Origin of the sequence: Aquimarina sp. TRL1 (genome assembly GCF_013365535.1) — a bacterium.
GTDB classification, from domain to species: domain Bacteria; phylum Bacteroidota; class Bacteroidia; order Flavobacteriales; family Flavobacteriaceae; genus Aquimarina; species Aquimarina hainanensis.
Genome location: NZ_CP053590.1, coordinates 3,807,786 through 3,829,873, shown reverse-complemented (window position 1 = coordinate 3,829,873; position 22,088 = coordinate 3,807,786). Strand labels below are relative to the sequence as shown.

Here is a 22,088-nt window from a genome sequence, read left to right as displayed (position 1 = left end):
AATTCTCTTCATTTATCTGCTCAGAAAATCATTTTATATTTACCTATTTATTGATATAAATATATCCGGATCGTTGTTTATGTTCTCCACTTGGAGCAACATATTCCAAGACATAATAATATGTTCCTACAGGTAATTCTTCATCTTTTCCAATTGTAACTCTTCCGTTACTTTTTCCTTCGAAGAAGTTATCATTTCTTCCATAATTATCTGCCGAATATACTTTCACTCCCCATCTATTATAGATACTCAATGTATTGTCTACATTTTCTATCCCTAATATTCTCAATCGATCATTATATCCATCCCCATTTGGAGAAATTCCTGTAGGTATATCAATCCCATCTTCTGCTGTACCATCTAACCCGTGAGTTTCTAAATAATTAGGTATTCCATCATTATTATCGTCTAATGCATCGTCTGGATTACCATCTCCGTTCGGATCTGAGTTTTCATCAATGGTGTTTACTCCATCGCCATCATCATCTATATCTAAATGATCAGGAATCCCATCATTATCCGTATCATCCGGTATGCTTCCATCCTCATTAGCATCTATTTCGTACTCTGTATTTACTCCATCGCCATCATCATCTATATCCAAATAATCAGGGAAGCTATCTCCGTCAGAGTTTAATGTGTCTCCTGTAGAAGGGTCTCCATCATTATCCGGATTCGCTCCTTCATCAATTGTATCAATACCATCACCATCATCATCTTCATCTAAATAATCTGGTATTCCATCTGTATCTGAATCCTGATTTACCGGATCACTATCACCGTCATAATTTTCTAAAGATGTATTTACTCCATCATTGTCATCATCTATATCTCTAAAATCAACATTATCCTCATTATCTGTATTTTGTGTATCCGAAGCTCCATTGGTTAACTCATCATTTACTATAAACCCATCATTTATATCTGCTCCTTCGTACGCATCAAGAAGTCCGTCATTATCGGCATCAGTAGTTGAAACAGCTACTGTAAACCCAGCTTCCAGAGCATCTGTTACGAGATCATTATCCGAATCCAAATCCAAATAATCTGGCGTTCCATCAGTATCCGTATCTACAGCTATAATAGCAGTTCCTCCATTATCTATATCATACGCATCATCAATACCATCATTATCTGTATCTGTTCCAGTAGGAGCTACATAATCGTCTGTAGTTTGTATTTCTACATTATCAGGAATACCGTCATTATCGCTATCAATATCCAGGTAATCTGGTACTGAATCGCCATCTGTATTATTTGTTATCAAAGCAGTACCTCCATCGTTGGTACCTGCAACCGTATTATCATCCGTATCAACACTATCAGCAAATCCATCACCATCAACATCACTAAGATCATCCAAAACTCCATCTCCATCTGCATCAGTTCCTCCATTTTCTGCTATATCTGTTATACCATCATTATCACTATCTAAGTCTGCAGTATTAGGAACACCATCACCATCACTATCAGGATTCGGTAAGGCTGTACCTGTAGTAACCTCTCCTGCTCCACTACCACTGTCAATCGTATCCAGATTATCTTCTAATCCGTCACCATCTGCATCCGTCATAGACGTTGGATCCCCTGGAGTCGGGTAATCTATCGCTCCGTCTCCGTCGGTATCAACTCCTCCAGCTTCTGTAATATCTGCAACTCCATCATTATCACTATCTAAATCCAAATGATTCGCAACGCCATCGCCATCTACATCATATACATCCGGAATACCATCACCATTACTATCTGTATAATCTGTTGTACTTCCATCTCCAGCGCCTCCATCATCTGTCGCATCCTGCCAGTTAGGAATACCATCACCATCTGCATCCCCATTAGGATCATTCCCTCCTGATTCTAAAACATCTGGAACACCATCATTATCATCATCTACATCTGAAACATCATTAACACCATCCCCATCACTGTCGTGCTCTCTCCAATCCATATCTCCTACTCCTGGTAAGTCAACATCTGGGAAGTCTGTAGGCACTGAACCATTTGATGGGTTCGTACCGGAAGTAGCTCCACTTAAAACAATCGTATCATAATTATCATCCAATCCATCGCCATCACTATCACTTCCTGAAGCAACTGTATCGGCAACGCCATCGCCATCAGTATCCCAACCTTCTATAGAATCAGATTCTCCATCATTATCACTATCGGTATCTATATAATCTGCACTACCATCCATATCTGTGTCTATGGCAACTAATGCTGTTCCACCATCATCAGGATCATAACTATCATCAATACCATCACCATCGGTATCCGTACCACTTGGGACAACATAACCAACCGTTGGTTGTCCTTCTATATTATCTACAATACCATCGCCGTCACTATCAATATCCTGATAATCCAGCCCTCCTGTACCATCGGTATTGGGTAACGGTAGCATCGTTCCGCCATCTCCTGTACCTGCAACCGTATTATCATCTGTATCAACACTATCAGCAAATCCATCACCATCGACATCAACCATAGACGTTGGATCTCCCGGGGTTGGATAATCTATCGCTCCATCACCATCAGTATCTACTCCTCCAGCTTCACTGATATCTGTTAGCCCATCATTATCACTATCTAAATCCAGGCTATCTATAATACCATCATTATCACTGTCCGGTGACGGTAAATTGGTTCCGCCATCTCCTGTTCCTGCAACCGTATTATCATCCGTATCAACACTATCTGCAAATCCATCACCATCAGTATCGGTAATTCCATCTAAAACTCCATCGCCATCTGCATCAACTCCTCCGTTTTCTGTTACATCAGAAATTCCATCATTATCACTATCTAAATCCAGGCTATCTACAACTCCATCATTGTCACTATCCGGGGAAGGTAAACTTGTTCCACCATCTCCTGTACCTGCAACTGTATTATCATCCGTATCAACACTATCAGCAAATCCATCACCATCAACATCTACCATAGAGGTTGGATCTCCCGGAGTCGGGTAATCTATTGCTCCATCTCCATCGGTATCAACTCCTCCGTTCTCTACGATATCTGCAACTCCATCATTATCACTATCTAAGTCTGCAGTATTAGGAACACCATCACCATCACTATCAGGATTCGGTAAGGCTGTACCTGTGGTAACCTCTCCTGCTCCACTACCACTGTCAATCGTATCCAGACTATCTTCTAACCCGTCACCATCTGCATCCGTCATAGACGTTGGATCCCCTAGAGTCGGGTAATCTATCGCTCCGTCTCCGTCAGTATCAACTCCTCCGGCTTCTGTAATATCTGCAACTCCATCATTATCACTATCTAAATCCAAATGATTCGCAACGCCATCACCATCTACATCATATACATCCGGAATACCATCACCATTACTATCTGTATAATCTGTTGTACTTCCATCTCCAGCGCCTCCATCATCTGTCGTATCCTGCCAGTTAAGAATACCATCACCATCTGCATCCCCATTAGGATCATTCCCTCCTGATTCTAAAACATCTGGAACACCATCATTATCATCATCTACATCTGAAACATCATTAACACCATCACCATCACTGTCGTGCTCTCTCCAATCCATATCTCCTACTCCTGGTAAGTCAACATCTGGGAAGTCTGTAGGCACTGAACCATTTGATGCGTTCGTACCGGAAGTAGCTCCACTTAAAACAATCGTATCATAATTATCATCCAATCCATCACCATCACTATCACTTCCTGAAGCAACCGTATCGGCGACCCCATCGCCATCAGTATCCCAACCTTCTATAGAATCAGATTCTCCATCATTATCACTATCGGTATCTATATAATCTGCACTACTATCCATATCTGTGTCTATGGCAACTAATGCTGTTCCACCATCATCAGGGTCATAGCTATCATCAATACCATCGCCATCGGTATCTGTACCACTTGGGGCAACATAACCAACCGTCGGTTGTATTTCTATATTATCTACAATACCATCGCCGTCACTATCAATATCCTGATAATCCAGACCTCCTGTACCATCGGTATTGGGTAACGGCAGCATCGTTCCGCCATCTCCTGTTCCTGCAACCGTATTATCATCTGTATCGACACTATCTGCAAATCCATCACCATCGACATCAACCATAGAGGTTGGATCTCCCGGGGTTGGATAATCTATCGCTCCATCGCCATCAGCATCTACTCCTCCAGCTTCACTAATATCTGTTAGCCCATCATTATCACTATCTAAATCCAGGCTATCTATAATACCATCATTATCACTGTCCGGTGACGGTAAATTGGTTCCGCCATCTCCTGTTCCTGCAACTGTATTATCATCCGTATCAACACTATCTACAAATCCATCACCATCAGTATCGGTAATTCCATCTAAAACTCCATCGCCATCTGCATCAACTCCTCCGTTTTCTGTTACATCTGAAATTCCATCATTATCACTATCCAAATCCAGGCTATCTACAACTCCATCATTGTCACTATCCGGGGAAGGTAAACTTGTTCCGCCATCTCCTGTACCTGCAACTGTATTATCATCCGTATCAACACTATCTGCAAATCCATCACCATCAACATCTGCCATAGAGGTTGGATCTCCCGGAGTCGGGTAGTCTATTGCTCCATCTCCATCGGTATCAACTCCTCCGTTCTCTACGATATCTGCAACTCCATCATTATCACTATCTAAGTCTGCAGTATTAGGAACACCATCACCATCACTATCAGGATTCGGTAAGGCTGTACCTGTGGTAACCTCTCCTGCTCCACTACCACTGTCAATCGTATCCAGACTATCTTCTAATCCGTCACCATCTGCATCCGTCATAGACGTTGGATCCCCTGGAGTCGGGTAATCTATCGCTCCGTCTCCATCGGTATCAACTCCTCCGGCTTCTGTAATATCTGCAACTCCATCATTATCACTATCTAAATCCAAATGATTCGCAACGCCATCGCCATCTACATCATATACATCTGGAATACCATCGCCATTACTATCTGTATAATCTGTTGTACTTCCATCTCCGGCGCCTCCATCATCTGTCGTATCCTGCCAGTTAAGAATACCATCACCATCTGCATCCCCATTAGGGTCATTCCCTCCTGATTCTAAAACATCTGGAATACCATCATTATCATCATCGGCATCTATCATATCATCAATACCATCACCATCACTGTCATTCTCCCTGTAATCTAGATCTCCTACTCCAGGATTATCTACATCAGCTAAGATACCATCTGTTAAAGGAGCTACAGTATTATTACCTGCATTGCTTCCTGAAGTAGCTCCACTTAAAACAATCGTATCATAATTATCATCCAATCCATCACCATCACTATCACTTCCTGAAGCAACCGTATCGGCAACCCCATCACCATCAGTATCCCAACCTTCTATAGAATCAGATTCTCCATCATTATCACTATCGGTATCTATATAATCTGCACTACCATCCATATCTGTATCTATGGCAACTAATGCTGTTCCTCCATCATCAGGGTCATAGCTATCATCAATACCATCACCATCGGTATCCGTACCACTTGGGGCAACATAACCAACCGTTGGTTGTCCTTCTATATTATCTACAATACCATCACCATCACTATCAATATCCTGATAATCCAGCCCTCCTGTACCATCGGTATTGGGTAACGGTAGCATCGTTCCGCCATCTCCTGTTCCTGCAACCGTATTATCATCTGTATCGACACTATCAGCAAATCCATCACCATCGACATCAACCATAGAGGTTGGATCTCCCGGGGTTGGATAATCTATCGCTCCATCGCCATCAGCATCTACTCCTCCAGCTTCACTAATATCTGTTAGCCCATCATTATCACTATCTAAATCCAGGCTATCTATAATACCATCATTATCACTGTCCGGTGACGGTAAATTGGTTCCACCATCTCCTGTTCCTGCAACCGTATTATCATCCGTATCAACACTATCTGCAAATCCATCGCCATCAGTATCGGTAATTCCATCTAAAACTCCATCGCCATCTGCATCAACTCCTCCGTTTTCTGTTACATCTGAAATCCCGTCATTATCACTATCTAAATCCAGGCTATCTACAACTCCATCATTGTCACTATCCGGGGAAGGTAAACTTGTTCCACCATCTCCTGTACCTGCAACTGTATTATCATCCGTATCAACACTATCTGCAAATCCATCACCATCAACATCTGCCATAGAGGTTGGATCTCCCGGAGTCGGGTAGTCTATTGCTCCGTCTCCATCGGTATCAACTCCTCCGTTCTCTACGATATCTGCAACTCCATCATTATCACTATCTAAGTCTGCAGTATTAGAAACACCATCACCATCACTATCAGGATTCGGTAAGGCTGTACCTGTAGTAACCTCTCCTGCTCCACTACCACTGTCAATCGTATCCAGACTATCTTCTAACCCGTCACCATCTGCATCCGTCATAGACGTTGGATCCCCTAGAGTCGGGTAATCTATCGCTCCGTCTCCGTCGGTATCAACTCCTCCGGCTTCTGTAATATCTGCAACTCCATCATTATCACTATCTAAATCCAAATGATTCGCAACGCCATCGCCATCTACATCATATACATCTGGAATACCATCACCATTACTATCTGTATAATCTGTTGTACTTCCATCTCCAGCGCCTCCATCATCTGTCGTATCCTGCCAGTTAGGAATACCATCACCATCTGCATCCCCATTAGGATCATTCCCTCCTGATTCTAAAACATCTGGAATACCATCATTATCATCATCGGCATCTACCGCATCATCAATACCATCCCCATCACTGTCATTCTCCCTGTAATCTAGATCTCCTACTCCAGGATTATCTACATCAGCTAAGACACCATCTGTTAAAGGAGCTACAGTATTATTACCTGCATTGCTTCCTGAAGTAGCTCCACTTAAAACAATCGTATCATAATTATCATCCAATCCATCACCATCACTATCACTTCCTGAAGCAACCGTATCGGCAACCCCATCGCCATCAGTATCCCAACCTTCTATAGAATCAGATTCTCCATCATTATCACTATCGGTATCTATATAATCTGCACTACCATCCATATCTGTATCTATGGCAACTAATGCTGTTCCGCCATCATCAGGATCATAGCTATCATCAATACCATCACCATCGGTATCCGTACCACTTGGGGCAACATAACCAACTGTTGGTTGTCCTTCTATATTATCTACAATACCATCGCCGTCACTATCAATATCCTGATAATCCAGCCCTCCTGTACCATCGGTATTGGGTAACGGTAGCATCGTTCCGCCATCTCCTGTACCTGCAACCGTATTATCATCTGTATCGACACTATCTGCAAATCCATCACCATCAACATCAACCATAGAGGTTGGATCTCCCGGGGTTGGATAATCTATCGCTCCATCGCCATCAGTATCTACTCCTCCAGCTTCACTAATATCTGTTAGCCCATCATTATCACTATCTAAATCCAGGCTATCTATAATACCATCATTATCACTGTCCGGTGACGGTAAATTGGTTCCGCCATCTCCTGTTCCTGCAACCGTATTATCATCCGTATCAACACTATCTGCAAATCCATCGCCATCAGTATCGGTAATTCCATCTAAAACTCCATCGCCATCTGCATCAACTCCTCCGTTTTCTGTTACATCAGAAATCCCGTCATTATCACTATCTAAATCCAGGCTATCTACAACTCCATCATTGTCACTATCCGGGGAAGGTAAACTTGTTCCACCATCTCCTGTACCTGCAACTGTATTATCATCCGTATCAACACTATCTGCAAATCCATCACCATCAACATCTACCATAGAGGTTGGATCTCCCGGAGTCGGGTAGTCTATTGCTCCATCTCCATCGGTATCAACTCCTCCGTTCTCTACGATATCTGCAACTCCATCATTATCACTATCTAAGTCTGCAGTATTAGGAACACCATCACCATCACTATCAGGATTCGGTAAGGCTGTACCTGTGGTAACCTCTCCTGCTCCACTACCACTGTCAATCGTATCCAGACTATCTTCTAATCCGTCACCATCTGCATCCGTCATAGACGTTGGATCCCCTGGAGTCGGGTAATCTATCGCTCCGTCTCCGTCGGTATCAACTCCTCCGGCTTCTGTAATATCTGCAACTCCATCATTATCACTATCTAAATCCAAATGATTCGCAACGCCATCACCATCTACATCATATACATCCGGAATACCATCACCATTACTATCTGTATAATCTGTTGTACTTCCATCTCCAGCGCCTCCATCATCTGTCGTATCCTGCCAGTTGGGAATACCATCACCATCTGCATCCCCATTAGGATCATTCCCTCCTGATTCTAAAACATCTGGAATACCATCATTATCATCATCGGCATCTACCGCATCATCAATACCATCCCCATCACTGTCATTCTCCCTGTAATCTAGATCTCCTACTCCAGGATTATCTACATCAGCTAAGATACCATCTGTTAAAGGAGCTACAGTATTATTACCTGCATTGCTTCCTGAAGTAGCTCCACTTAAAACAATCGTATCATAATTATCATCCAATCCATCGCCATCACTATCACTTCCTGAAGCAACCGTATCGGCAACCCCATCGCCATCAGTATCCCAACCTTCTATAGAATCAGATTCTCCATCATTATCACTATCGGTATCTATATAATCTGCACTACCATCCATATCTGTATCTATGGCAACTAATACTGTTCCGCCATCATCAGGATCATAGCTATCATCAATACCATCACCATCGGTATCCGTACCACTTGGGGCAACATAACCAACCGTTGGTTGTCCTTCTATATTATCTACAATACCATCACCATCACTATCAATATCCTGATAATCCGGTCCTCCTGTACCATCGGTATTGGGTAACGGTAGCATCGTTCCGCCATCTCCTGTACCTGCAACCGTATTATCATCTGTATCCACACTATCAGCAAATCCATCACCATCGACATCAACCATAGACGTTGGATCTCCCGGGGTTGGGTAATCTATCGCTCCATCACCATCAGTATCTACTCCTCCAGCTTCAATGATATCTGTTAGCCCATCATTATCACTATCTAAATCCAGGCTATCTATAATACCGTCATTATCACTGTCCGGTGACGGTAAATTGGTTCCGCCATCTCCTGTTCCTGCAACTGTATTATCATCCGTATCAACACTATCTGCAAATCCATCACCATCAGTATCGGTAATTCCATCTAAAACTCCATCGCCATCTGCATCAACTCCTCCGTTTTCTATTGTATCTGAAATTCCATCATTATCACTATCTAAATCTAAGTAATCTACAACTCCATCATTGTCACTATCCGGGGAAGGTAAACTTGTTCCACCATCTCCTGTACCTGCAACTGTATTATCATCCGTATCAACACTATCTGCAAATCCATCACCATCAACATCTGCCATAGAGGTTGGATCTCCCGGAGTCGGGTAATCTATTGCTCCGTCTCCATCGGTATCAACTCCTCCGTTCTCTACGATATCTGCAACTCCATCATTATCACTATCTAAGTCTGCAGTATTAGGAACACCATCACCATCACTATCAGGATTCGGTAAGGCTGTACCTGTGGTAACCTCTCCTGCTCCACTACCACTGTCAATCGTATCCAGACTATCTTCTAATCCGTCACCATCTGCATCCGTCATAGACGTTGGATCCCCTGGAGTCGGGTAATCTATCGCTCCGTCTCCGTCGGTATCAACTCCTCCGGCTTCTGTAATATCTGCAACTCCATCATTATCACTATCTAAATCCAAATGATTCGCAACGCCATCACCATCTACATCATATACATCCGGAATACCATCGCCATTACTATCTGTATAATCTGTTGTACTTCCATCTCCAGCGCCTCCATCATCTGTCGTATCCTGCCAGTTAGGAATACCATCACCATCTGCATCCCCATTAGGATCATTCCCTCCTGATTCTAAAACATCTGGAATACCATCATTATCATCATCTACATCTGAAACATCATTAACACCATCACCATCACTGTCGTGCTCTCTCCAATCCATATCTCCTACTCCTGGTAAGTCAACATCTGGGAAGTCTGTAGGCACTGAACCATTTGATGGGTTCGTACCGGAAGTAGCTCCACTTAAAACAATCGTATCATAATTATCATCCAATCCATCGCCATCACTATCACTTCCTGAAGCAACCGTATCGGCAACCCCATCGCCATCAGTATCCCAGCCTTCTATAGAATCAGATTCTCCATCATTATCACTATCGGTATCTATATAATCTGCACTACCATCCATATCTGTGTCTATGGCAACTAATGCTGTTCCACCATCATCAGGGTCATAGCTATCATCAATACCATCGCCATCAGTATCCGTACCACTTGGGGCAACATAACCAACCGTTGGTTGTCCTTCTATATTATCTACAATACCATCACCATCACTATCAATATCCTGATAATCCAGCCCTCCTGTACCATCGGTATTGGGTAACGGTAGCATCGTTCCGCCATCTCCTGTTCCTGCAACCGTATTATCATCTGTATCAACACTATCAGCAAATCCATCACCATCGACATCAACCATAGAGGTTGGATCTCCCGGGGTTGGATAATCTATCGCTCCATCACCATCAGTATCTACTCCTCCAGCTTCACTGATATCTGTTAACCCATCATTATCACTATCTAAATCCAGGCTATCTATAATACCGTCATTATCACTGTCCGGTGACGGTAAATTGGTTCCGCCATCTCCTGTTCCTGCAACCGTATTATCATCCGTATCAACACTATCTGCAAATCCATCGCCATCAGTATCGGTAATTCCATCTAAAACTCCATCGCCATCTGCATCAACTCCTCCGTTTTCTATTGTATCTGAAATTCCATCATTATCACTATCTAAATCTAAGTAATCTACAACTCCATCATTATCCTGGTCTCCTACAACCAGAGCCGTTCCGCCATCTCCTGTACCTGCAACTGTATTATCATCCGTATCAACACTATCAGCAAATCCATCACCATCAACATCTGCCATAGAGGTTGGATCTCCCGGAGTCGGGTAGTCTATTGCTCCGTCTCCATCCGTATCAACTCCTCCGTTTTCTACGATATCTGCAACTCCATCATTATCACTATCTAAGTCTGCAGTATTAGGAACACCATCACCATCACTATCAGGATTCGGTAAGGCTGTACCTGTGGTAACCTCTCCTGCTCCACTACCACTGTCAATCGTATCCAGACTATCTTCTAATCCGTCACCATCTGCATCCGTCATAGACGTTGGATCCCCTGGAGTCGGGTAATCTATCGCTCCGTCTCCGTCGGTATCAACTCCTCCGGCTTCTGTAATATCTGCAACTCCATCATTATCACTATCTAAATCCAAATGATTCGCAACGCCATCACCATCTACATCATATACATCCGGAATACCATCACCATTACTATCTGTATAATCTGTTGTACTTCCATCTCCAGCGCCTCCATCATCTGTCGTATCCTGCCAGTTAGGAATACCATCACCATCTGCATCCCCATTAGGATCATTCCCTCCTGATTCTAAAACATCTGGAATACCATCATTATCATCATCTACATCTGAAACATCATTAACACCATCACCATCACTGTCGTGCTCTCTCCAATCCATATCTCCTACTCCTGGTAAGTCAACATCTGGGAAGTCTGTAGGCACTGAACCATTTGATGGGTTCGTACCGGAAGTAGCTCCACTTAAAACAATCGTATCATAATTATCATCCAATCCATCGCCATCACTATCACTTCCTGAAGCAACCGTATCGGCAACCCCATCGCCATCAGTATCCCAGCCTTCTATAGAATCAGATTCTCCATCATTATCACTATCGGTATCTATATAATCTGCACTACCATCCATATCTGTGTCTATGGCAACTAATGCTGTTCCACCATCATCAGGGTCATAGCTATCATCAATACCATCGCCATCAGTATCCGTACCACTTGGGGCAACATAACCAACCGTTGGTTGTCCTTCTATATTATCTACAATACCATCACCATCACTATCAATATCCTGATAATCCAGCCCTCCTGTACCATCGGTATTGGGTAACGGTAGCATCGTTCCGCCATCTCCTGTTCCTGCAACCGTATTATCATCTGTATCAACACTATCAGCAAATCCATCACCATCGACATCAACCATAGAGGTTGGATCTCCCGGGGTTGGATAATCTATCGCTCCATCACCATCAGTATCTACTCCTCCAGCTTCACTGATATCTGTTAACCCATCATTATCACTATCTAAATCCAGGCTATCTATAATACCGTCATTATCACTGTCCGGTGACGGTAAATTGGTTCCGCCATCTCCTGTTCCTGCAACCGTATTATCATCCGTATCAACACTATCTGCAAATCCATCGCCATCAGTATCGGTAATTCCATCTAAAACTCCATCGCCATCTGCATCAACTCCTCCGTTTTCTATTGTATCTGAAATTCCATCATTATCACTATCTAAATCTAAGTAATCTACAACTCCATCATTATCCTGGTCTCCTACAACCAGAGCCGTTCCGCCATCTCCTGTACCTGCAACTGTATTATCATCCGTATCAACACTATCAGCAAATCCATCACCATCAACATCTGCCATAGAGGTTGGATCTCCCGGAGTCGGGTAGTCTATTGCTCCGTCTCCATCCGTATCAACTCCTCCGTTTTCTACGATATCTGCAACTCCATCATTATCACTATCTAAGTCTGCAGTATTAGGAACACCATCACCATCACTATCAGGATTCGGTAAGGCTGTACCTGTGGTAACCTCTCCTGCTCCACTACCACTGTCAATCGTATCCAGACTATCTTCTAATCCGTCACCATCTGCATCCGTCATAGACGTTGGATCCCCTGGAGTCGGGTAATCTATCGCTCCGTCTCCGTCGGTATCAACTCCTCCGGCTTCTGTAATATCTGCAACTCCATCATTATCACTATCTAAATCCAAATGATTCGCAACGCCATCACCATCTACATCATATACATCCGGAATACCATCACCATTACTATCTGTATAATCTGTTGTACTTCCATCTCCAGCGCCTCCATCATCTGTCGTATCCTGCCAGTTAGGAATACCATCACCATCTGCATCCCCATTAGGATCATTCCCTCCTGATTCTAAAACATCTGGAATACCATCATTATCATCATCTACATCTGAAATATCATTAACACCATCCCCATCACTGTCGTGCTCTCTCCAATCCATATCTCCTACTCCTGGTAAGTCAACATCTGGGAAGTCTGTAGGCACTGAACCATTTGATGGGTTTGTACCGGAAGTAGCTCCACTTAAAACAATCATATCATAATTATCATCCAATCCATCGCCATCACTATCACTTCCTGAAGCAACCGTATCGGCAACCCCATCGCCATCAGTATCCCAGCCTTCTATAGAATCAGATTCTCCATCATTATCACTATCGGTATCTATATAATCTGCACTACCATCCATATCTGTATCTATGGCAACTAATGCTGTTCCGCCATCATCAGGATCATAGCTATCATCAATACCATCGCCATCAGTATCCGTACCACTTGGGGCAACATAACCAACTGTTGGTTGTATTTCTATATTATCTACAATACCATCGCCGTCACTATCAATATCCTGATAATCCAGCCCTCCTGTACCATCGGTATTGGTTAACGGTAGCATCGTTCCGCCATCTCCTGTTCCTGCAACCGTATTATCATCTGTATCAACACTATCTGCAAATCCATCACCATCAACATCTGCCATAGAGGTTGGATCTCCCGGGGTTGGATAATCTATCGCTCCATCACCATCAGTATCTACTCCTCCAGCTTCACTGATATCTGTTAGCCCATCATTATCACTATCTAAATCCAGGCTATCTACAATACCATCATTATCGCTATCAGGATTTAACAACGCTGTACCACTAGTTACTTCTCCAGCGCCACTACCACTGTCAATTGTATCTACACTATCTTCTAATCCATCTCCATCTGCATCCGTCATAGACGTTGGATCCCCTGGAGTCGGGTAATCAATCGCTCCATCACCATCGGTATCAATTCCACCTGCTTCGATTATATCTGCTATCCCATCATTATCACTATCTAAATCTAAATAGTCTGGCTTTCCATCATTATCACTATCTCTTGACACACATGTTTGTAAAGCGAACTCTATCAAATCCCCTCCAAATCCTTCTATACCTACTCCTTTCCAATTAAAGGTTACAGAAGTAAATGTCCCGTTAATTCTAACAGAACCAGAGGCTGTTCCTTCTGTCATTCCTGCCAAAGTTTCCGGAGAATTGCTCGTTATAACTACATTAGGTGCTCTCTGAATCGTTGTTCCTCCTAATACCTGAAAATCATCCGAACCACTTAATCTAGATAATGTGACTCCCGACGTTACCATCGTTAATTGTAATGAATTCGATAAAGAAAGACTTCCTGAACTACCATTTCCTCCTAATTTATCTATATGAAAAGTAGGATCTGTCACTGGCTCACTAAAAGTAAATGTTAGGGTTCCCGATCCCTGGTCATCCGATGGTAAATCTATATCTGCCCCTGAATCCGGAGTACTATCCCAATTCACATCATATATTAATGAAGGAGCTGAAGCCAGATTAGGTGTCCAAAAATTTGTTGTATTAAATGTATTATCACTAAAAGGTAAAGAATTTGCCGGGGCTGTAAAAGTAGAAGTAGTTGTCACAGTTACTCCTGCCGCATTACTGGAAAATGTAGTTCCTGACCCTGTCCAGGTTCCTGTAGAGGTTAGCGTACAAATCCCTTCATCTATATCGGATACTCCATCATTATCTGAATCTAAATCACAGCCATCAGGAACTCCGTCACCATCTGCATCAGCAGTATCACTAAACCCGGTACATACATCATTTCCATTTATTACACCATCTCCATCATCATCACAGGTGGTAGAGGTCACTGCATTATTAGTACTACTTACGTCTGCTTGTCCACCTGAAACTGCCGTGGGAACACCATTAGCATCTACTCCTCCTGTAATTCTACCGTTTGCATCTAAACTTGCTAATGTAAGACCTCCATTATCTCCTTCTAAAGCATCTGCACAACTATCATTATCTGAATCTAAATCTAATAAATCTAATATTCCATCACTATCAGTATCACAAGGTTCTTTAGCAAAAAGTGAGTATGCGACTAGGTCTCCTCCATTAATCCCCGTAGAAGTGATTGTGATACTAGAAACTAAAGCACTATTTACTCCCTTAAGTATTATTCTTTGATCATTTACAGTACCATTAAGTGTAATAAGTCCTGTATTTTCATTAAAATTCATATAGTTGCCTGCTCCAATAGATACCGATTTAAACGCTCCAACTGGTCCAGCTCCATTTACTGAAAAAGCATATGTAGAACTAACTGCTGTTCCATTTCCAATATCGACATCATCAATACTAAAAGCTATTTCTTCTGCTGGTACAGCCGGGGAGAAACTTAACGTATAACTAACATTTCCTGATTGTGCCATTCGTTGCTCTCCACCATTCTGATTAACATTAAATGCTATCTGTCCATCGTTAAAATTACTAACTACAGTTTGTGAGCTTGCTCCTGTATAGGTAGCCGTTAAAGTGGAAGTAGTCGATCCTGTCCAAGCCCCTGAAGTATTTTTTGCTAAAAAACCATTGCAAGTTTCATCAATATCTCTTAATCCATCATTATCATCATCTAAATCTACCACATCTGACAATCCATCTAAATCAGAATCTCCCAAACCAGAAATCTGACTCACAAATACTCCAGAATCTAACGAAGGATCTCCAGTATCAGCAATTGCTATAGCAAATCTATACGTATTACCCGGTGTTAACCCGGATAAATTTCCTGTTATCCTTCCTGTCAAACCATTATATTCTGTAGTCATTACAAATGGTCCTGGATTTGTATTACAAGCACCTGTCGTAGTATGTCCATTATTAATATACAGAGCACTGTTGGTTAAATCCTCTGTAGTTGTATCATCAAAACATCCGACAAATCCTGCATTAATTGTATTTACAGCTACAGGGCTGGATGTACCAGGAACTAACGCAATATTTTGAGTTCCTGTTATTCCCGGTCCGGAAACGAAAAAACCAAAAATATCATTAAATCTACTTCCTACATAATCCGGGTATTCATCCGATCCAAATTGATATTCTACCACCAACTCTCCAATATTAGGATCTAGCGTAACATCAAATTCGTATACAACCACATCATTATTAGCTGTAGGATCTATAGCAATTATTGGAGCATATGAAAAAGTAGCTCCTCCTGCGGGTCCTTCAGTTACCTGTGTTTGATTATTTGTTGTAAATGCTTCTGTAACTGTACCTGTAGTAAAAGCAATTCCCCTATCCAAAGAAAGGTTTGCTCCTCCAAGTCCATTAGAAAACAACCCTATCTGCGAGGCTCTTACTCCAGAAACTAAAGAAGGATTACTCAAGGTGACACCTTCTCCTTGTAACTGCCCAAAAATCTGAGCGTCCGTAGGACCTGTTGTCAATGTTGCTTGCGAAAAACTGACAAAAGGAAACAGAAGTAGTAAAAAAGAAAATAATAAATAGTTTTTGTGGGTATGCTTAATCAAATTAGGAGTAATTATATCCATAAGCGTTAATATATTTTGGCTGGTTGAGAATCATTTATGAAGCATTCGCCTCATCTTATTTAGAAACTTAAAGGTATTAAATCTATGTTAAGATAATCGTTAAAAAACAAAAAACATCGTTAAAAAGACGTTTTTATTCTGAATACGTGTAAAAAACAACATCGAATGCTTTTCTTCAAAACTCCTCACCTAAACATTTTTATTATTCAATTCACTTAAACAAGAGTATTATTTCTCTTATTTAGTATTAGAATTCTATACATCTTATTTAACTTCATTATCAAATTTATTAATAAAATTTTAACATTTATTACGTCTAAACCACCATATTTATACTGTTAAAAACCAAGATATTAACCTTATCTTTTATCTTATATAGATTAAACATTTTCTTATGTATCTAAAGACAGGAGCTGTCTCAGGTATTTTCAAAACCTTCTCTTTTTTAATAAAAACTGAATTTCATTCTTAATTTTTCTTATTTATTTTATCACTCATTTCTTTATCACATAGCATTAATCCATACAACTACTATGGAAAACATATACTTTTTAATGTTTCATAACTATTTTTACCCGTTAACAAGCAATTTCAAACAAAAAAGCACTACGATATAACCTGTACATCGTAGTGCTTCCTGAAGGAATCTCCTTTATTTATAAAAAAGTATCTGTTGTTATCTACTCGATAATCGAAATGTTGTACTCAGTGCTAGACCTGAAATTAATGTTCATTTCTCAAACTATCTCATATTATTACTTAATTAGGAGAGGTAGTTTAGTTATTATAACTAGAAAAGTTGTTAGCTATAAAAATTATGTAACCAAAATTAAACTTAAGTGCTATTCATTAAATAAACGTCTTATTCAATTTTAGGATATGCATAAAAACAGATCTTCATATTGTTATACAAATCCTCTTCTTCTTGCTTCTTCCAGTAGTTTTTGGTCATCTGCTTTTGCAATAGAAAACATTTCTTTTATCTGATTCTTTCTTTTTTCTATAGCACTAAGTGACAAACTCACATAGTTAGGAAGGTTTTTAGTTTTTACACCTCTGGAAAGATGATATAGTATTTTTAAATTCTTTTCATCCAAAGAAAAATTATTGGTCATCATTTTTCTAAAGTGACTATTCACTGTAGCACTATAATATGGTGTCCCGACCACTATATTATTAAATGCTAATAGCAATTCACTGGAAGTAAGGTCACTCTTAATCAAAAATCCTGAAGGATTAATACTCTTCAAAATGTTATGAATTCGATGATCTTCTCTATGCATCGTAAGGATGATAATCTTAGCTTTGGGCAGTAATTGCTTGGCATGCTTAGCCAGATCTTCTCCGGATGTAATAGATCCATCAGAGGAAGGTGGTAATTTTATATCTACAAACAACATATCATATGGTGCCGCAGATTTAGAAGACTTTACTATTTTATCGTATGCATCATCACAATTAGAAGCGATATCTATTTTAATATTATACTCTTTTTGATTCTCTCCTAATAAGGTGTTCTTATATCCCTCAATAATCATCGGGTGATCATCAATCATAAGAACTTTTAGCTTTTTTTTCATGTTTTACTAATTTCGGGTTTTAAAAGTCATATATCTATTCAGTGACATACCACTTTGGTTTTAAGATTTATTAATATGACGGAATACTAATCAAAACAGATGTTCCTCCTCCTTTATTACTCATAAAATCTACCATTCCGCTCATTTGACGAACTCTGGAAGTTATATTTTTTAATCCTATACCTTTTTTGACTTTGTTACTATTAAATCCAATTCCATCATCTAAAATAGTAAGATTTATTTTATCTTCCGAATAATCAAAACTAATTTTTATCTTTTGAGCCTGAGCGTGTTTAAAAATATTTTGTAGGGATTCCTGCAAAATCCGATAGATATTTACTTTTTTATGATTATTAACGACATCCCAATCGATGTTCTCATCATTCTCGAATTCGAATTCCATACTATGAGCTTCGCAGAGATCACTAATTAAGCTTTCTACTACATCTGCATAAGCAACATCCGGAGAAATTGAATCTGTTCCCAAATCATGTGAGATCAGTCGAATTTCTTTTTCTATGGATTTTAGTTCTTCTATATATTTATTCCGCGCATCGGTAAAACCATCATTCGCTCGTTGATTAATTCCATCGAGGCTTAATCGTACCCCAAACAATCTTCCTAATACTCCATCATGCAGTTCTTCTGACATTCGCTGTTGTTCTAACTGTCTTCCTTCTTCTAATTTGATCTGCTGATTTAGCAGCAATCGATAAATCTCCTGATTTGATTCTTGCTGCCGCTGTGCAAATAACAGTTCTTTATTGCTCTGCTTTTGTCTAAAAATGATATACCCCAATATAAACAAAGCTGATAAGCCTAATACTGCCACAATTAACCGATCGTTTTCTTTAGCAATTTGTTGGTTTTCTTCTTTGATCTGGTCGGTTTCATACTCAATCCGAGCAAATTTATCCCTAAACAAACGCTCCTCTCGCTGTAAACTGTCACTAAGCTTGATATAGGCATGAGCATATTGAACACCTTCATCACTGGGAGCTACTTCTGATAATATCTGATAGGATTTTAACAATTCTTCGTTATTATCAATTTCCAGCGAAATATCTTTGGCTCTGGTCGCATATTGTATGGCTAAACTATCTTCCCCTTTTGATTGATAATATTCCGACAAATGCAAACTATTAGAAATCAACCCTCTCTTATGATCAATACTATCTCTAATATATAATGCTTTAAAAAACAAATCAGGCAATCCTCTTTCTTCTCCTGACAAAAAATCTGCATAGGCTTTATTATCAATTAAACGTGCATATGTTTTAGGATTTCCTTTTAAATATTCTTTATATGACAAAGCTTTATCATAATATTTTTTTGCACTTTTATAATCTTTTTTTAATCGGTAACTATTCCCTATATTATTATAAGAAGCTATTGTTCTATAGATTTTTCTCTTACTATTCTTAGCATACTCAATTGCTCTTAAATGATAAGAGATTGCCTGATCATAATGCTCAAAATAATTAGAAATAATTCCTAAATTAGTGTATGCTGTAGGTAAATACCTTTCTTTTTTTGCTAATTCAAACTTTTGTATCGCATCTATAGTTAAGGCTTCACTCCCTATATTATCTTTAGTTGCTTGTAAAATTCTAGCCATACTAATTAATGTCTTCCCATGTTCATACGGATACCTATTAAGTTTTTCATATAATTTATTCGATTTAGAAAAGTAACTAAATGCTGTATCTAATTTAGTAAATTGATAATGTATCCCTAAATTCATATTGGCTTTAGCCATCCCAAAAGAATCTTTGATCTTCGTTGCCAGCCTAAGCATTTTATTATTAAGTTTCTTGCACATGTCATATTCCTTAAACTCATAATATATTGCGGACATCTGTGCTATCTTTTCTCGTTTATACACATCATCTTCCAGAGTTACATAAATCGTATAGGCTTTTTTTAAGTTTTCTCTTCTATCTTCATTATTATTATCTCTATTTTCAGCATTTTTCAGATAGGTTTCTATGATATTTGATTTTATTTCCTTTTTAGGGACTTTTTCTCTGGTTTTAGCACAAGAGATCACCAAAAGTAAAAGAGGAATTAAATAATACGGTTTTATCGAGTTGGTCATTTTTTGAATTAAAAAATAATTAATACCTAAATTAACTAAAAAGATACTAATCTTACTATAAGAAACAAAAAAAAGAGCCATAATGGCTCTTTTTTATTTATACTTAGAAGTTTGATTAATTTTTGTCACTAGCTCTCTCTTCTCCAACCGCGTCATTTTCATCTTCACCAGTCATCATTTTTTCATCCTCTAATTCTACTGATACTTCTTCATTTATTGTTTCTGCTTCACAAGCGATAAAAAAAGTACTGATAAATAAAGCTACGAATAAAGTTTTAAAAGTTTTCATAATGTTTTTCTGTTTAGTGTTTGACAATATATTTTTTGACCTGTTATCAGCATTCTTGCGACCAAGAAATACCGAGCTATTTTTAGTACATAAAAAGTAGAACCTAGTTGCGCAACTAATCAATTGATATGTTCTATATGTTTTATACTCTTTTATTAACTCACTCATTATCTTATGAGTACACTACAAATGTAGGTGGTTTGTTTCTTATTTTCTAATGTATAAGAATGCCTTTAGTAGCTGAATAGGAATCAGAAGTAGATGGGGTACTTATAAGGGTAACTGTTCTATTTTTGCAAAAACCACTTGTAAGAAATTAATTACTAACGAAATTATAACAAAAAATAGACTTTATACAAAAAAAATACGAAATAAACATTTTTTTGTCATAATTTTCACATATCTCTTATCAAATTTATACGTTCATATAGCTTCTTTTAGCCAAATTATTCTTTATTTCCTCCACATTATTTTTATATGATTTAGAAAAAGGAATCATGCATGTGCTATTCTTGATAGCAAATTTAGCCTTGCCAAAATGAATTCGGGACACGTAATTCGTATTGATAATATAGCTGTTATGTATTCTTACGAAATGATCCGGTAACAGGTTCTGAAAATGCTTTAATGTCTTAAATGCTTCTACTTTATTACCGTTGTTCATGATAAAATCTGTAGTGTTGTTATCGGCTTTGAGATATAATACCTCATCGACGTCTATAAAGCGATAATCACCATAGGACCGAAAGCATAATGTATTCGCTCCTTCTTCTACAAACTCTTTTTCAAACCGGCATAAAGCTCTGGTAAGTTGGCTTTTTCTAAGGGGTTTCAGAATATAATCCATCACACTATTACGGATTCCTTCTATAGCGTATTCTTCTGTTTTGGTAACGATAACAAACTCAGGCAACCAAGTCATGTATTTCATTAACTCATTCACGATAGAATATCGTGTCTTATCACTATTAATACCCGGAGTATCAGGTTCTAAAAAAATCAACCTGGGTTTTCGTTCCAATATCAGATCAATTGCTTCTTCTTCTGATTTTGCTACTCCTGTACATATATAATCACTATGCTCCTCCAAAGCTATTTGAATGGCATTAATGGTCTGCTGATCATTATCTATTATTATATACGGATATTTCATAGGTAAAGAATTTTAAAGATTACTACTATTTTATGATTTCGTATTGCTGATTACAATAGAACAATTACAAGGTAGGATATTCGCTTCTTTTTTTGTTACGGTAAAACCTCAATATATATACGTATACATACTATAAAATCTTTAATGCTCAGGTTTTTAATCCCAGAAAAGTGTTTATAATCGAAATAGTGCTCGTAGCTCTCTCAAAACCAGCATATATAACTTACCATATATTACTTGTGTAAAACGTTCTTAAAACTCCCCTA

5 protein-coding genes are annotated in these 22,088 nt (G+C 39.4%); all 5 read right to left on the bottom strand.

Annotated features, from left to right (window positions below):
• Positions 1–43 precede the first annotated feature (43 nt).
• On the bottom strand, positions 44–16,702 hold the full coding sequence (locus HN014_RS15705; RefSeq protein ID WP_176029800.1) for a choice-of-anchor L domain-containing protein: 16,659 nt from the start codon (positions 16,700–16,702) through the stop codon (positions 44–46).
• Between the two features lie 905 nt (positions 16,703–17,607).
• Complete coding sequence (locus tag HN014_RS15700; RefSeq protein ID WP_176029799.1) at positions 17,608–18,282, bottom strand: response regulator; 675 nt, start codon at positions 18,280–18,282, stop codon at positions 17,608–17,610.
• A 70-nt stretch (positions 18,283–18,352) separates the two neighbouring features.
• Entirely contained in the window at positions 18,353–20,461 is a 2,109-nt protein-coding gene (locus HN014_RS15695; protein WP_176029798.1) for a sensor histidine kinase, read from the bottom strand.
• 34 nt (positions 20,462–20,495) lie between these two features.
• Entirely contained in the window at positions 20,496–20,669 is a 174-nt protein-coding gene (locus HN014_RS15690) for a hypothetical protein (protein ID WP_176029797.1), read from the bottom strand.
• A gap of 415 nt (positions 20,670–21,084) precedes the next feature.
• Positions 21,085–21,822: a LytTR family DNA-binding domain-containing protein gene (locus HN014_RS15685; protein ID WP_176029796.1), complete on the bottom strand. Its 738-nt coding sequence runs from the start codon at positions 21,820–21,822 to the stop codon at positions 21,085–21,087.
• Positions 21,823–22,088: the final 266 nt, after the last annotated feature.

What these genes read in the sequence shown, in the direction of transcription:
- HN014_RS15705 (WP_176029800.1), bottom strand. Translation starts at nt 16,702, where the DNA reads ATGGATATAATTACTCCTAATTTGATTAAGCATACCCACAAAAACTAT.
- HN014_RS15685 (WP_176029796.1), bottom strand. Translation starts at nt 21,822, where the DNA reads ATGAAATATCCGTATATAATAATAGATAATGATCAGCAGACCATTAAT.
- HN014_RS15695 (WP_176029798.1), bottom strand. Translation starts at nt 20,461, where the DNA reads ATGGCTCTTTTTTTTGTTTCTTATAGTAAGATTAGTATCTTTTTAGTT.
- HN014_RS15690 (WP_176029797.1), bottom strand. Translation starts at nt 20,669, where the DNA reads ATGAAAACTTTTAAAACTTTATTCGTAGCTTTATTTATCAGTACTTTT.
- HN014_RS15700 (WP_176029799.1), bottom strand. Translation starts at nt 18,282, where the DNA reads ATGAAAAAAAAGCTAAAAGTTCTTATGATTGATGATCACCCGATGATT.